Source organism: Sulfitobacter alexandrii (genome assembly GCF_001886735.1).
GTDB lineage: Bacteria > Pseudomonadota > Alphaproteobacteria > Rhodobacterales > Rhodobacteraceae > Sulfitobacter > Sulfitobacter alexandrii.
Genome location: NZ_CP018076.1, coordinates 1,791,614 through 1,805,389, shown reverse-complemented (window position 1 = coordinate 1,805,389; position 13,776 = coordinate 1,791,614). Strand labels below are relative to the sequence as shown.

Annotated in this window: 18 protein-coding genes and 1 tRNA gene; 7 read left to right on the top strand and 12 right to left on the bottom strand. The window is 64.2% G+C overall.

The features are described from left to right. Positions 1 to 14: 14 nt before the first annotated feature. From BOO69_RS08845 to BOO69_RS08800, 10 genes are all read right to left on the bottom strand, one after another. Complete coding sequence (locus tag BOO69_RS08845; RefSeq protein ID WP_071971832.1) at positions 15 to 395, bottom strand: hypothetical protein; 381 nt, start codon at positions 393 to 395, stop codon at positions 15 to 17. Then, positions 395 to 781 (bottom strand): response regulator, encoded by a 387-nt coding sequence (locus BOO69_RS08840; RefSeq protein ID WP_071971831.1) that lies wholly within the window; start codon positions 779 to 781, stop codon positions 395 to 397. The genes BOO69_RS08845 and BOO69_RS08840 overlap by 1 nt, the downstream gene beginning before the upstream one ends. A 49-nt stretch (positions 782 to 830) precedes the next feature. Next, positions 831 to 1,679: a CheR family methyltransferase gene (locus tag BOO69_RS08835; RefSeq protein WP_237267594.1), complete on the bottom strand. Its 849-nt coding sequence runs from the start codon at positions 1,677 to 1,679 to the stop codon at positions 831 to 833. Next, entirely contained in the window at positions 1,676 to 2,131 is a 456-nt protein-coding gene (locus tag BOO69_RS08830) for a chemotaxis protein CheW (protein ID WP_071971830.1), read from the bottom strand. Before BOO69_RS08830 ends, BOO69_RS08835 begins: the two co-directional genes overlap by 4 nt. Further along, positions 2,128 to 4,296, bottom strand: a complete 2,169-nt coding sequence (locus BOO69_RS08825; RefSeq protein WP_083545481.1) for a chemotaxis protein CheA — start codon at positions 4,294 to 4,296, stop codon at positions 2,128 to 2,130. The genes BOO69_RS08830 and BOO69_RS08825 overlap by 4 nt, the downstream gene beginning before the upstream one ends. An 11-nt stretch (positions 4,297 to 4,307) precedes the next feature. After that, the gene (locus BOO69_RS08820; protein ID WP_071971829.1) at positions 4,308 to 4,673 is read right to left on the bottom strand and encodes a response regulator; all 366 of its coding nucleotides are present in this window, start codon (positions 4,671 to 4,673) and stop codon (positions 4,308 to 4,310) included. Further along, positions 4,670 to 4,945: an STAS domain-containing protein gene (locus BOO69_RS08815; protein WP_172839518.1), complete on the bottom strand. Its 276-nt coding sequence runs from the start codon at positions 4,943 to 4,945 to the stop codon at positions 4,670 to 4,672. Before BOO69_RS08815 ends, BOO69_RS08820 begins: the two co-directional genes overlap by 4 nt. A gap of 195 nt (positions 4,946 to 5,140) precedes the next feature. Then, positions 5,141 to 6,223 carry a methyltetrahydrofolate cobalamin methyltransferase gene (locus BOO69_RS08810; protein ID WP_071971827.1) on the bottom strand — a complete coding sequence of 361 codons (1,083 nt, stop codon included), beginning with the start codon at positions 6,221 to 6,223 and terminating at the stop codon, positions 5,141 to 5,143. A gap of 11 nt (positions 6,224 to 6,234) precedes the next feature. Then, the gene (locus BOO69_RS08805; protein ID WP_071973733.1) at positions 6,235 to 7,164 is read right to left on the bottom strand and encodes a methylenetetrahydrofolate reductase; all 930 of its coding nucleotides are present in this window, start codon (positions 7,162 to 7,164) and stop codon (positions 6,235 to 6,237) included. A gap of 29 nt (positions 7,165 to 7,193) precedes the next feature. Continuing rightward, entirely contained in the window at positions 7,194 to 7,490 is a 297-nt protein-coding gene (locus tag BOO69_RS08800; protein WP_071971826.1) for a virulence factor, read from the bottom strand. Positions 7,491 to 7,794: 304 nt separating this feature from the next. Here BOO69_RS08800 and BOO69_RS08795 point away from each other — a divergent pair, with 304 nt between their 5' ends. After that, positions 7,795 to 8,559 carry a Stf0 family sulfotransferase gene (locus tag BOO69_RS08795; RefSeq protein ID WP_071971825.1) on the top strand — a complete coding sequence of 255 codons (765 nt, stop codon included), beginning with the start codon at positions 7,795 to 7,797 and terminating at the stop codon, positions 8,557 to 8,559. A gap of 93 nt (positions 8,560 to 8,652) precedes the next feature. Continuing rightward, on the top strand, positions 8,653 to 9,774 hold the full coding sequence (locus tag BOO69_RS08790) for a Ppx/GppA phosphatase family protein (RefSeq protein WP_071971824.1): 1,122 nt from the start codon (positions 8,653 to 8,655) through the stop codon (positions 9,772 to 9,774). A 32-nt stretch (positions 9,775 to 9,806) separates the two neighbouring features. Here the strand turns inward: BOO69_RS08790 and BOO69_RS08785 are convergent, their stop codons facing one another. Next, positions 9,807 to 10,154, bottom strand: a complete 348-nt coding sequence (locus BOO69_RS08785) for a DUF1428 domain-containing protein (RefSeq protein ID WP_071971823.1) — start codon at positions 10,152 to 10,154, stop codon at positions 9,807 to 9,809. 92 nt (positions 10,155 to 10,246) lie between these two features. On the opposite strand from BOO69_RS08785, the gene BOO69_RS08780 reads away from it, so the two are divergent. The 4 genes from BOO69_RS08780 (at position 10,247) to BOO69_RS08765 (ending at position 12,651) form a co-directional block, all read left to right on the top strand. Further along, positions 10,247 to 10,903, top strand: coding sequence for a winged helix-turn-helix transcriptional regulator (locus BOO69_RS08780; protein ID WP_071971822.1), 657 nt, complete (start codon positions 10,247 to 10,249; stop codon positions 10,901 to 10,903). 58 nt (positions 10,904 to 10,961) lie between these two features. Next, on the top strand, positions 10,962 to 11,684 hold the full coding sequence (locus tag BOO69_RS08775) for an RlmE family RNA methyltransferase (RefSeq protein WP_071971821.1): 723 nt from the start codon (positions 10,962 to 10,964) through the stop codon (positions 11,682 to 11,684). Positions 11,685 to 11,795: 111 nt separating this feature from the next. Then, a complete protein-coding gene (locus tag BOO69_RS08770) occupies positions 11,796 to 12,368 on the top strand; it encodes a hypothetical protein (RefSeq protein ID WP_071971820.1) in 573 nt (190 codons plus the stop codon). 79 nt (positions 12,369 to 12,447) lie between these two features. Next, on the top strand, positions 12,448 to 12,651 hold the full coding sequence (locus BOO69_RS08765) for a hypothetical protein (protein ID WP_071971819.1): 204 nt from the start codon (positions 12,448 to 12,450) through the stop codon (positions 12,649 to 12,651). A gap of 66 nt (positions 12,652 to 12,717) precedes the next feature. Here BOO69_RS08765 and BOO69_RS08760 read toward each other — a convergent pair. Next, positions 12,718 to 12,807 (bottom strand) — tRNA-Ser (locus BOO69_RS08760). 276 nt (positions 12,808 to 13,083) lie between these two features. Between BOO69_RS08760 and BOO69_RS08755 the strand changes: the two genes are divergently transcribed. Next, a complete protein-coding gene (locus tag BOO69_RS08755) occupies positions 13,084 to 13,644 on the top strand; it encodes a hypothetical protein (protein WP_156874900.1) in 561 nt (186 codons plus the stop codon). The last annotated feature ends 132 nt before the right edge of the window (positions 13,645 to 13,776 follow it).

The window sequence follows — 13,776 nt, the reverse complement described above, 5'->3', positions numbered from 1 at the left end:
CCCCGGACCTGCGCCTAGAAAAGGTCGATCGCGCCCCCGCCGTCGAGGAAGCCTGGCCGGCAGGTGGCCGCGCGGACAGGGGCGAGAAGGGCGCGCGTGTCGGCGAGCCTCAGCGTCGCGGCAAGGTGCGCCGCGATTACGCCCGTTTCCGTTCCCTCGGGCGGTGCCAGTCCACTCAACAGCCTCGCCATATCCTCCAGAGACTGGCGCAGATAATCGAGCGTTTGCAGTTCCGCGAACATGACGGTGCCGGGGCTTTCGCCGTCATGTCGGTCAAAAGACTCACCGACCGCTTCCTCGGCCCGCGCGACCAGTCCGGCCAGCACCGAGGCGTGGTTGGAAAGCCGGCACAGGACGGTATCAAGGTCCGGGTTCTGCACGGGTGCGTGTTCCATCACAGGCGTCCGACCACCTGCTCGATGCACCTCCGCAGATCCGCGGGTTCGAACGGTTTCTTGAGATAATTGTTCATGCCCAGCTTCTTGCCGTGATCAATGATCTGCTGTTCGGCGCGGCCCGTGATCAGGATGAACCCGATCCCCTTTGTCCGCGCGCCGGCGCGCAGGTTGTGAAGCAGGTTCAGCCCGTCCATCTCCGGCATGTTGTAGTCCGAGATGACGAGGTGGACCGGTCGTGCATTGAGGTTCTGCAACGCCTGCTTGCCGTTGTCGGCGGTAAAGACATGGCGCACGCCAAAGGAATCCAGCGCCTGCGTAATGAGCCCCCGGCTGGTGGACATGTCATCGACAACCATGATGTGGAGTTGGTCACGCAGGGCCATTTGGGTATCCTCGATTGTGGTGGCGCGGTTCGGTCGGTGCGGTGCGGTGTCAGGCGGGGCGGTAGGTCGTGGGTTCGCCCACGCGAAAGCCGAAGTGCTCCGGTGGGGATATGCGTTCCGAGTGGCCCAGGAACAGGACGCCGTCCCGGTGCAGCACCTGGTGCATGCGGGGCCAGAGGCCGCATTGGGTTTGCAGGTCGAAGTAGATCACCACGTTGCGACAGAAGATGGCATCGAACCGGCCGCGCATCGGCCAGGGCGCCAGCAGGTTCAGCGGGTTGTAGCGGATCAGCTTTCTGATCTGCGCACCGGCTGCATGGCCGGGCTCGTTCGTTTCGGGACAGATCGCATGGGTGAAGTAGCGGGCGCGCAGCGGCGTGGGCACGCCTTCCATCAGGCGGTCGGAATAGACGCCCCGCTTGGCAAAGGCGATCACCTTGGGGTCGATGTCGGTCGCCAGAATGCGCAGGTCAAGGCCGTGCATGTCCGGCGCACATTCCAGAAGGGTCATGGCGATCGACAGCGGCTCCTGCCCGTTCGAGCAGCCTGCCGACCAGATCCGCAGGCTGGCACCGGCGCGCAGCGCGGGCAACCGCTGGGTCACCAAGGCGCGGAGCGTGTCGAAATGGTGCCGCTCGCGGAAGAAGTGGGACACATTGGTGGTCAGCGCCGAGATCAGGTGCCGGTGTTCCTGTCGCCCCTGATCGGACTTCAGGTAACTGCAGTAGCTGGGAAAATCCGGCAGCCCCAGCGCCCGCAACCGATGTCGCAGGCGCGACTGGATCATCGTGGCCTTCTTGTCGGCGAGCGTCAGGCCGCTTTCCCGGTAGGCCAGTTCCGCGATGGCGCGGAAACTGTCCGGGTCGAGGGTGGTCTGGGCAAGCCGTGCCGCGATCACGCGGCAAGGCTTTCGCTGACGTTGACGGTCGCGCCGAGGTCGAGGACACGGATCATCCGGTCGTCGATCAGGGTCAGGGCGCTGACGACCCCACCGGCCCCGGCAGCACCGTCGGGCGGCACCTGGAGGTTGTCGGTCGTCAGGGCGACGATGTCCGATACGGCATCGACAAGCAGCCCGGTCATGCTGTCCTCGTGCTTGACCACGATAATCACGGCGCGGTCACCCTGCGCGCGGGGTGCCAGGCCCAGCCGCTGGGCAAGGTCCATCACCGGCAGGACGGTGCCGCGCAGGTTGATGACCCCCTTCATGTAGCGCGGGGCCTGGGGCAGGGGGGTGGCCCTCGTCCAGCCCCGGATCTCGCGCACCGACATGATGTCGATGGCATATTCCTGGTCGGCCAGTTGAAAGGTCAGCAGTTCGATGCTGCTTGGCGTGGTCGTATCGGTCATGCGATGGCTCCTTCGGCGCGATGCAGTGTCGCCATGGGCTGGTGCGGCGACATGGCGTTCGAGATTATGTCGGATGGGTCCAGGATCAGCGCGATCTGGCCGTCGCCGAGGATGGTGGCGGCGGCGATGCCGGGGGCACGGTGAAAGCTCTCGTCCAGCCCCTTGATCACGACTTGGCGCTGGTCGACGATGTTGTCGATCAGCAGGGCGGCCGTGCTGCCGTCCTCCTGTGCGATCAGAAGCACGACCGAGCCGTTGAAATCGGTCAGCGGGTCCCGATAGCCGAGCGCCGCACCGAGATCGAGAAGCGGCACGAAGCCGCTGCGTACCCGCACGACGTTACGGCCGGGGCGCAGCATCTGCACGTCGCCGGCGCCCAGCGTCAGGGTTTCGACCACGAGGTTCAGGGGCAGGACCAGAGTCTCGCCCGCGACGTCAACCACCATGCCGTCAAGGACGGCAAGCGTGAGCGGCAGCGAAATCGAGAACGTCGTCCCCGCGCCGGGCTGCGAGGTCGTGGTGATCCGCCCGCCGAGCGCCTGAATGGCGGTGCGTACCACGTCCATCCCCACACCGCGCCCGGACAGGTCGGATATTTGCTGCGCGGTCGAGAATCCGGGCAGAAAAAGCAGGTTGTCGATTTCTGAATCGCTGAGCACCGCATCGGCGGGGATCAGGCCCTTTTCAATGGCAATCTGCTGAACCCGGGCCCGGTTGATGCCTGCCCCGTCGTCCGAAATCTCGATCACCACGCGGCCCGACCGGTGCGCGGCGGAAAGATGCACCTGTCCCTGTTCGGGCTTGCCCGCTTCCAACCGGGCGGCGCGGCTTTCAAGCCCGTGATCCACGGCGTTTCGGATCATGTGGGTCAACGGATCGGCAAGGCGTTCGATCACCGTCTTGTCCACCTCTGTATCCTCGCCGTGAACCACCAGACGCACATCCTTGTCCACCGCGGCGGAGGCCTCGCGGACGATGCGGGACATGCGCTGGAACAGGGATTTGACGGGCTGGGCCCGGATCATCATCACCGAATCCTGAATGTCGCGGGTGAGGCGCTGGAACTCCTCCAGCCCGTTCATCGCGTCGGAATGTGGTGACAGGCCCGACCGCTCCAGGCTCTGGCTCAGCATTGCCTGGTTGATGACCAGTTCGCCCACGAGATTCACCAGCCTTTCGATGCGTTCGAGATCGACACGGACGACGGTTCGCGACGCGCTGGCCGCCGGTTTCGGCGAAACCGGCGCGGTCGGCTCGCGAGGCGTTGGCGACAGGGGGCGAGGCGCCGGGTTTGCTGCGTCGGCAAGCGGGGGGCTCGCATCCAGATCCGACACCGGATCGAACCGTGGCAATTCCTGCGGTTGCGGAGGGTCGTCGGCTGCGTTTTCCGCCGAGATTTCCAGATGGCACAGCCCTTCGACGAATTCGAAGACCGATGCGATCTCGCTCTCGTCCGCGTCGGTCTCCAACGTGATTTCCCAGCCAAGATGCGGCGCGCCCGGCGCAAGTTCGGCGAGGGGCGGCACCCGCGAGGTGTCGCATCGTACGGTGGCGCGTCCCAACTCGCACAGGTTGCGCAGCAGTAGCGCGGGCTCGTTGCCGGATTCGAAAAGTTCAGCCAGAGGCGTGAACCTGATCCTGAGGCAGCCTGGCCCGTGCGGATCGAGAGAGGGAAGATCGCCGCCCCCGGCGAGGTCGAGGGTCAGCGACAGGGCCTGGGGCTGAAAGTCGATCTGCGCATCTTCCTCCGCCTCATCCGCCGGGCCCCGGTCTCCGAGAAGGCCGTCGAGCGCCGTCAGCAGGTCCGCGGTGTGCGCCTCGGGTTCCGGCAGGCCATCGCGGCTGATACGGACGAGGTCCCACAGATGGTCCGCGGCCCGGTAGAAGACCTTGAGCGCATCAGGCGTGACGTCAAGCCGGCCCGCGCGCACCTCGTCAAGTACGGTTTCATAGCGGTGCGCAAAGCGCACAAGGAATTCCAGGCCAAAGGCGCCGGCACCGCCCTTGATCGAATGCACGGCCCGGAAGACCACATTGATCGTTTCGCTGTCATCGGCGTCGTCCGACATGATCTGCAGGCCATCCTGCAGGGCTTCCAGCAGTTCCTCGCACTCGATGAAAAAGGAGGCGCGGATTTCCGCCATCGGATCGTTCTGTTCGCTCATCCCGTGGCTCCCTAACCTGCGACCATCCGAAGCGCCTTGACCAGCTTATCGGGGTCGAAGGGTTTCACGATCCAGCCGGTTGCCCCGGCCGCGCGGGCACGCTGTTTCAGTTCCGGCGCGGCCTCGGTGGTCAGGACGAGGATCGGGGTGGCGCGGTGCCGGTCCTGGCCACGCACCGCGTCGATGAAACCGAAACCGTCCATCCGGGGCATGTTGATGTCGGTGATGATGGCATCGGGATCGATCCCTTCCAGAACCTCCATCCCGTGAAGGCCGTCGTCCGCCGTGTGGACGGTGAAACCGGCCGGCAACAGGGCGAGGCGGATCATGTCGCGCATGGTGCGGCTGTCGTCCACCGCGAGGATGGCGAGGCTCATTCCGCCCCCTCCGATATCGCCTCGGGCGACAGCCCCATGACCTTCATCTGGTCGAGGATGCGATCCGGCACGTTCACGAAGGTCAGCGCGGTTCCGGCGGCCCTGGCGGATTTCCCCGCCGCGATGAATACCTGCAGGCACAGCGCACCGAGTTGGGTGACGCCGCCCATGTCGACAGTCAGATCCTGACCCTTGCGTGCTAGCAGCGCGGCGTGGAGGCCGGCGGCCTGCGACACGTTCAGACGGCTCTGCGGGATCAGCGGCTCAGGCATCTGTGACCCGGCCATATGAAGAGTAGACGGAAAACATCGTGCACCTCCGCTTCAGCTACGTGGGGAGGGTCTAGCGCGCGGTGCGTTAAGACCGCGTTACCGGCGGCCACCGGTGCGGCAAAATCGGGCAGGCAGACGAAAAGAGCCCCGGAGGATGTCCTTCGGGGCTCTCTGGATGTTCAAGGCGCGGAAGGATCAGCCGCGGCGGCGGCGTCCGCCGGTGCGGCCCGCACGCCCGCGACCTTCCTGACCGGCCTTCGGGGCCTGCTTGTTGAACTCGATCCAGGCGCCGCCATGCGGATCGCGGTCGAACAGGAAGTTCGCGGCGCGGATCGCCTCCATCTCCTTGCCGGGACGGGGCAGGGTGGAGCCCATGCCGAACAGTTGGACGAAGGTCTCGTCGTCCATGCCTTCGGGCAGCACCACGCCGAGGGCGTCGAGCTCGGCCTTCTTCTCGGCGATCTTGGCCTGGTTCACGGGCAGCGCGACCGGGTTCATGATGGCAGAGGTCATGCCCGCGCCCATGGCCATGGGCAGGAACGCGTTGTTGATGCCGTGCCGGTTCGGCAGGCCGAAGCTGATGTTGGACGCGCCGCAGGTCGTGTTCACGCCCAGTTCTTCGCGCAGACGGCGCACCAGCGTGAACACCTGGTGGCCAGCGGTCGCCATCGCACCGATCGGCATGACCAGCGGGTCGACCACGATGTCATGGGCGGGAATGCCGAAGTCGGCCGCGCGCTCCACGATCTTCTTGGCCACGGCAAAGCGCACCTCGGGGTCTTCCGAAATGCCCGTGTCGTCGTTGGAGATCGCGACGACCGGCACGTTGTACTTCTTGACCAGCGGCAGCACCAGTTCCAGACGCTCTTCCTCGCCGGTGACGGAGTTCAGCAGCGGGCGGCCCTCGCAGGCCTCAAGGCCATTCTCGAGGGCGCCGGGCACGGAACTGTCGATGCAGATCGGCAGGTCGGATACCGCCTGCACCCGCTTGATGAGTTTCGGCATCAGCGTCGGTTCGACGAAGTTGTTGTCGGCGTAGCGCGGGTCTTCGGCCATCTTGTTGGAAAACACCGCACCGGAGTTCACGTCGAGGATGTTGGCACCCGCGTTGGTCTGCGCCACCGCATCCGCCTCGACCCGGCTGAAATCGCCGCGCTCAAGCTCTTCGGACAGGATCTTGCGGCCCGTGGGGTTGATCCGTTCGCCAATGACACAGAACGGCTCTTCAAAGCCGATGATGGCGGTCCTGGTCTTGGATTCGACTACGGTACGGGTCATGGATTGGTCCTTTATTCGGCGTTGGCTGGAACGGCGGCGGCGCCACCGTGTTCGATGGCCCAGTTGGCATTGGTCTTGATGCCGCCAAGCGGGAAGAAGTGCACGTGGCTGATGTTGAAATCGGGGTTCTCGGCCTTGTGGCGGGCCAGTTCGGTCACGACATCGGTCGGCTCGTAGGGCAGCAGCAGCTTGGTCACGTCCATCGCGCGCTTCTGAAGCACCTTCAGCGACGGGCCGACGCCACAGGCGATGGCAAACTTGATGAGCGTCTGAAGCTTGGCGGGACCGGCGATGCCGATGTGGATCGGCAGGGTGATCCCCGCGTACTTCAGGCTGTCGGCCCATTCGATGATCGGCTGCGCCTCGAAGGCGAACTGGGTCGCGATCGCCATTTCCGCATCGGTGCGGGTCTGGAAATCGTTCTTCCACCGCAAGGCTTCGTCCACGCGCAGGCGGGTGCCGTCGGTGTCGATGTCCCGGTTGCCTTCGGGGTGGCCCGCGACGTGCAGACGCTCGAATCCTGCCTCGTCGAAAAGACCGGTTTCCATCAGTTGCATCGAGTCGCTGAAATCGCCGTGCGGTGTCGTCACGCCGCCCGCCAGCAGAAGCGCCTGTTTCACGTCCGCTTCGCCCTGGTACATAGCGATCCAGTTCGCCAGCGTCGCGCGGTCCTTGATGATGCGCGCGGGAAAGTGCGGCATGACCTTGTAGCCGTCGGCGTTCAGACGCCGGGCCGTCGCCACCATGTCCTCGATCGGCGTGCCTTCGATATGCGCGATATAGACGCGCGTGCCCGCGGGCAGCAGGTCGCGAAAATCCTCGACCTTCTCGGCGGTGCGCGGCATCACCTCGATCGAATAGTCCTGCAGGAAGGCCTCGACCTCGGGGCTGCCAACGGGCGCTGCGGGCGTTTCCTTGCGGCGAAAGTTCAGCAAAGACATGATGTTATCCTTGAACATGGGGGCGGCCCTCAGGCCCAGCCGTCGTTGGCGATCAGCGCCTTGATCCGATCCCGGTCGTATTCGGCGTCCAGACGCGCGGCCTCTGCATCGGCCACGGTGTCGGGGTCCCCGTCCACCACGTAGGGTTCGGCTTTGCGCCACTCAGCGAGATAGGCATCGGTGTCCTCGGCCCCCACCTTCATGGCGGCGCGGTCGATGGCCTGCTCAAAGCGCTCCGGCAACTGGCGTTTGGATCCCCGCCGGCCCTTGCCGACGATGACCTGTGCAGGAATGTCGCGCCAATACACGATCGTGACGTCCGGCATGCCTTGATTCCTCCGTTGCGCTTTCAGGCCTTCTATCGGCAGTCGCAAATTTCCCGTCGCCGTTTTTCGACACACGGGACCCCATCCGCGACTTGCGTCTTCTAGCCTGCGGGGCCATCGGGTACGAGGGGCGCGGGCGCTCATAATTCTCAACAAGGTTGTGAGGATCGCCGCATGGTGCCGGTCCGCGGACAGGTTGCATGTGTCAGTCGGATCGGTGCAGGCCAGAGATGCGAAGCCCGGAACCCCCAGCCGGATGAAACCACAGATGGTCGCTGCAACCCTGCCACGTTAGAATTGCGAAATGACCGACAAACCCCAAGCCTACGTCCTGTGCAGCAACCCGCGTAGCGGCACGACCCTGCTGTGCAACATGCTGACGCAGACAGGCGTCGCGGGACGGCCGGATTCGTTTTTCGGGGCGCAGCATCTGGCCGATTGGTGCGCCGAATGGGGTATTGCCGAAGCGGTTGACCCAACCGACGCGCGTTTTACCGAAGAATATTTTGCGGCCATGCGCCGCGAAGGGCAGGGCGGTACCGCGCTGTTCGGCCTGCGGCTCATGGGGCCCGATCTCGGCTCGGCCTGCGCCTGGCTGGGCCGGAGACACCCCGGCCTGCCCGATGACGCGGCCCGCTTTGCCGCCGCTTTCGGACCGGTCCGCTTCTTATACCTCAGGCGCGCGGACAAGCTGGCAGAGGCGGTTTCCTGGCTCAGGGCTGAACAGAGCGGGCTCTGGCACAGCCGCCCGGATGGCAGCGCGCTGGAGGAACTGCCGCCTGCGGGAACACCGGGCTATGATGCAGCGGCGCTCACCCGGCGCATCGCCGAATTGCAGGCGCTGGATACCGCCTGGCCCGCCTGGTTTGACACCAATGGCATCGCACCGCTGCGGCTGAATTATGAAGACCTGTCGAAGGCGCCGCAGAAGACGCTTTCACAGGTGCTGGCGTTCATCGGTGTTGACCCGGGATGCGCCGCAAATATCGCCCCCGGCACCCGAAAGCTTGCAGATGCCACCAGCGCCGCATGGATCGCACGCTACAAGGCCGAAACGGGCCGCGCCTGACAGCAACGCGGCCTTCCGAAACGTGCTAGGCCTTGCGCAGGGACGGCGCAGGGATTAGCCTGTCGTCAACTCGTTATACAAGGCGCGAACACCATGGCGCCACAGCGTCCCAAAGGTGCGGGCGCGCTCGACAAAGGAACACGACCGGCTCTGAGCCCCGCGCCAGTTACGCCCGGTTCGACCGAGCTTTATGCCGCGCTCGATCTGGGGACAAATAGCTGCCGCATGCTGATCGCCCAGCCCAAGGGCAGCGGTTTTCATGTGGTGGACAGCTTTTCCAAGTCCGTCCAGCTGGGCGCCGGCCTGGAAAAAACTGGGCGTCTGTCGCGCGGATCCATGTCGCGTACCATTCAGGCCCTTCGCATCTGCCAGCAGAAATTGCGGCGCAACAAGGTCAAGCGGATGCGTCTCGTCGCGACCGAGGCCTGCCGTCGCGCCCTGAACGGCGCCGACTTCCTGAAACGCATCCAGCGTGAGACAGGTCTGCGGCTGGACATCATCAAACCCGAGGAAGAGGCGCGGCTGGCGGTGATTTCCTGCGCCCCGCTCGTCAACCGCAAGACGGAGAACCTGCTGGTCGTGGATATCGGCGGCGGTTCGACCGAGCTGGTGTGGATCGATATCTCCAAGGTGCCACGCAAGGACCGCGCGCAATCCATCATGCGGCTCCACAGCGGGTTCGAGCAGGCCGCCTCGGATGTTCCGACGGCACGGGTCGTCGACTGGATCAGCGTGCCGCTGGGCGTCGCGACGCTGCGCGACCAGTTCTCCGACGTGGAGGACGACGCGGCACGATTTGCGCTGATGAGCTGGTATTTCGAAGAGAACCTGACGGATTTCACCCCCTACCAGTCCGCCCAGCCGCAAGAGAACTTCCAGATCGTCGGCACCTCCGGCACTGTGACCACCGTCGCCGCCAGCCACCTCGGTCTCAAGCGCTATGACCGGACAAAGGTGGACGGGCTGCGCATGACCTCGGAACAGATCGACCGGGTGATCCACTCCTATCTCGCGATGGGGCCGGGGGGGCGGCGGGCCGATCCACGGATCGGGCAGGACCGGTCCGCGCTGATCATGTCGGGCGCCGCCATCCTGCAGGCGCTCATGCGCTGCTGGCCGACGGACCGCATGTCCGTGGCCGACCGCGGCCTCCGCGAAGGCCTGCTCTATGCCCAGATGAGCGCGGACGGCGTGCTGGAGGATGGCACCTATTAGCTTCGATGGCTGAACGCCCGGACGCGCCGGGGTCAGGCGCGCGACGTCAGGAGCTCGGAAAACCCGCCAAAGATCATGCGCTTGCCGTCGAAAGGCATTTCCATGTCGGGCTCCGCGCTCATCATCTTTGCCCAGCCCGCATCGCGGATCTCCTTGGATGGCCAGACGACCCAGCCTGCCGTGACGGTCTCTCCGTCCTCCAGCTTCACGGCGAGCGGCAGGGATGTCAGCTTGCCCTCCGGCAGGTCATCGCCCCATAGGTCGACGACCTCGGTCGCGCCGAACCCCAGGATCATCTCGTGCGACTTCTTCAGAAACGCGTCGAACGACTGCCGATTGGTTTTCGCGACCGGCGCCAGGAAAATATCGAAATAGGCCATTGGTTTCTCCCTCTTGATGACTAGGTTAAGAATAAGGTCTTTCCAGTTCATAAAAGCAACTGAATAATTCGAAACAGAAAGGAGACGGCGGAATGGCGCGCAAGAAGCCCTACGATGACGGCTGCGCGACCGCGCATGCGCTCGAAATCATCGGCGAGCGGTGGGCGCTGCTGATCGTGCGCGAACTGGTGCCGGGGCCGCTGCGGTTCACCGACATCAAGGCCGCGCTGCCGGGGATCAGTTCCAACATCCTGACCAATCGCCTTGCCGACCTCGAACGGGATGGCATCGTCGTGCGGCGCAGCCTGCCGCATCCGGCGTCCACCGTGGTCTACGCCCTGACCGACTGGGGCGCGGAACTGAAACCGCTGATCCGAGAACTGGGCCGTTGGGCAGTCCGCTCGCCCGGGATGACCCCGGGCAAACCGATGAGTCCCGCATCGATCGGCATGTCGTTCGAAACGATGTTCGACGCATCCCGCGCGGCGGGTGTCGACATGGTGGTCCAACTCGACCTCGGGGGCCGGCCGCAGACCCTGCGCATCCGGGACGGAAGGCTGACCGTCGCCGCCGGAACGGTCGACGTGGCCCACCTGCGGCTGTCGGGTGATCCGACCGCGCTGGCCTCCGTGGTGTACGGCGGTGTCGCGCCGGAAGCGGCGGGAGGGCTGGAGATTGCCGGCGATCCCGCATTGCTGCGGCGCTTTGCCGGTTTCTTCCCGCTCCCCGCCCCGGTAGAGCGCGGCTGAACACTGGCGAAGTCACGGCAAAGCCGGTATGACAGGGCATCGAAGGCGGATTGACAGCATGGCAAAGACACCAACGGGCAAGAATACCTCCGGTCGCGGCCTGCGCGACCTCAAGGTCAAGGTCAAGTCCGCGCGCGGACGCAAGCTCAGTTCGACCCGTTGGCTGCAACGGCAGTTGAACGACCCCTATGTCAAGCGCGCTCAGGCAGAAGGGTATCGGGGCCGCGCCGCCTACAAGATCATGGAACTGGACGACAAGTACCGCTTCCTCGTTCCGGGCGCCCGGGTCGTGGACCTTGGCGCCGCGCCCGGTGGCTGGTGCCAGGTCGCGGTCAAGCGCTGCAACGTGCTGGGCGAACGGTCGGACAAGCGGGTCGGCACGATCCTCGGCATCGACCTGCAGGAGATGGAGCCCATCGCGGGGTGCGAGTTGCACGTGCTCGACTTCATGGCGGACGACGCGGACGAGCAGGTCAAGACATGGCTGGGCGGAAAGGCCGACGTGGTGATGTCGGACATGGCCGCCGCGTCCTCAGGGCACAAGCAGACGGACCATCTGCGCATCATCGCCCTGTGCGAAGCGGCGGCCCATTTCGCCTTCGACGTGCTGGACGAAGGCGGGACCTTCGTCGCCAAGGTTCTGGCCGGCGGGGCCGAAGGCGACCTGCAGAAACTGCTCAAGCAGCGTTTCACCAAGGTCGCCAACATCAAACCGCCGGCAAGCCGGTCCGACAGTTCGGAAAAATTCGTGGTTGCGACCGGTTTCCGCGGCGCCTCCTGAAGGGGCGGGGCGGGATGTCGAGTGGCATTTACGCCGGCTTAATCCACAGGCTCTAGGGTCCGCCGGGTTGGCCCGGCAACTGGCGCCGGGCGCCAGTTTTGGGATGCCATCATGACTTCACGCTCGATACTTCTTCCTCTCACCCTGCTTGTCGGCGGCATGTCGCATGCGGCGGAGGTGCCACCCGCCATGGCGGATTACATTTCCGGCGATCTTTCCTCCTGGGTGAACGCGCCCCGGATCGTCGCGGCCGTGCAGGACCAGAACAGGCGCCACGCCCATTTCGACACCGCCAAGGTGACCGAGCTGGACAACGCGTGGCGGGGACAGGTCGGCGCCGCGGATGCCCCCCTCATCGACAGCGTGCTGCAGAATGACCTTTCCGATTTCCTGCGCGAACAGGTCTCTCTGGGACAGGGGCGCATCACCGAAGTCTTTGTCATGGATAGCCACGGCCTGAACGTCGCGGCCAGCGGGGTTACATCCGATTACTGGCAGGGCGATGAACCCAAGTTTCAAAAGACGTTCAACAAGGGTGCAGGCGCCATTTTCATCGACGAGATCGCGCTGGACGAAAGCACGCAGACCTACCAGGGGCAGGTTTCCTTTTCCATCACCGACCCCGCAAGCGGCGACGTGATCGGCGCGGTCACGGTCGGCCTGGACGCCAGCGCATTCTATTGAACGCCAACGACCGACCTCGGGCGGGGGATTCTTCGCCCGGGGGATCCTGACGCAACGAAGCGATCGCGCTGGACCTAAGGTGCCGCGCCGCCGCATCGTCCAGCAACGCACCGCCCCGACGGCCAGATCCGTTCGCATCGCCGGCCTGCAGCATCTGGCGGTGCAGTTCGAACAGCCGGGCCCGCCGCGAGGGGGTGTGATCGTGGATCTCGGTCATGCCAGCGCCTTTCAAGAAGGCGCGACATTGCAGAAAGATATGGTCGGGAGTTTGGCGCTCGGGTGACGGTTTGAAGCCGACGACGCGTCGATTTCCGGTCTGGCACCCGATTTCCGGGGACATTCCGAAAAGTGGCGGAGAGACAGGGATTCGAACCCTGGGACAACGTGAAGGGTCAACGGTTTTCGAGACCGCCCCGTTCGACCACTCCGGCACCTATTCGAGCACCGGCTAGGGGTGGATCTGCCCGACGTGCTGACGCTGGCGCTGTCGTCGCCCTCCCAGAGCGTTGTGGACGTTCTGACCGGGGAAGGGCTTAGACCGTCGCGGCCCTGTGCGAACACCTCTGACAACCCATCCCTAGTGCCAAGGGCAATTGCCGTCCCTTCGGGGGCGGTACTTTTTTCAATGCTCAGCGTAGGATGAGGTATTGGTAGGCAAAGGAATGTATCGGGTCCGAAAATGAAGTATCGTCAAGTCAAGCGCCCTAGGCCGAACATGCAGACTGCGCATAATTTCTTTAAAGAAGGCGGTTTCTTGATTGATCCCGTAGCCCACTACACGTCGCGGGAAGAACGGGAAGCGGAGATAGAAGCGATTGCCGAAGACCTTGAGCAGCTAACGAAGAAGTTTCCGCGCACGCAGAACATCGAATACGCACTACTCAAGGCGCATTTGATCATTGAGCACGTCCTGTTGCAGTATATCCGAGCCTACGCAACAACGCATGTTGCCGTGAAGGATGTTAAAGCAGGTTTTGCTCAGAAGCTTGAGATAGCTTACCTCTTGGGTTTTGGGGTAAACGACCCGCACATGCTGCCCACGGTGGAAGGCTTGAACAAGCTCCGAAATCAGATAGCGCACACATTCGAACTGGATCGCGCACGGCTGGATGAAATTCTGCGTATCAACTCCGAAGACTACGAAAACTTTTCGGTAAGCACGGACCGTCAGCGTGTCACCCGGCTTCGCCAGATATGCAACTACTTCTGCGGGCGGGTTGCTGGGCAGATGATCGGCGAATTCGCTGCAGTGCAGTATTACAAAGAACAAAAGTAGGAGCGGAAAGACTGAGAGTATAGCGGCCTAGCTGCTCACGCTTTCGTGAGGTTAGTGGGGCCGTTTGTCCGTCAAGATCTGGGGTCGCGCCGTGCGCAGGGAGTGGGCAAGATCTCAAGCGTCCGAATTATA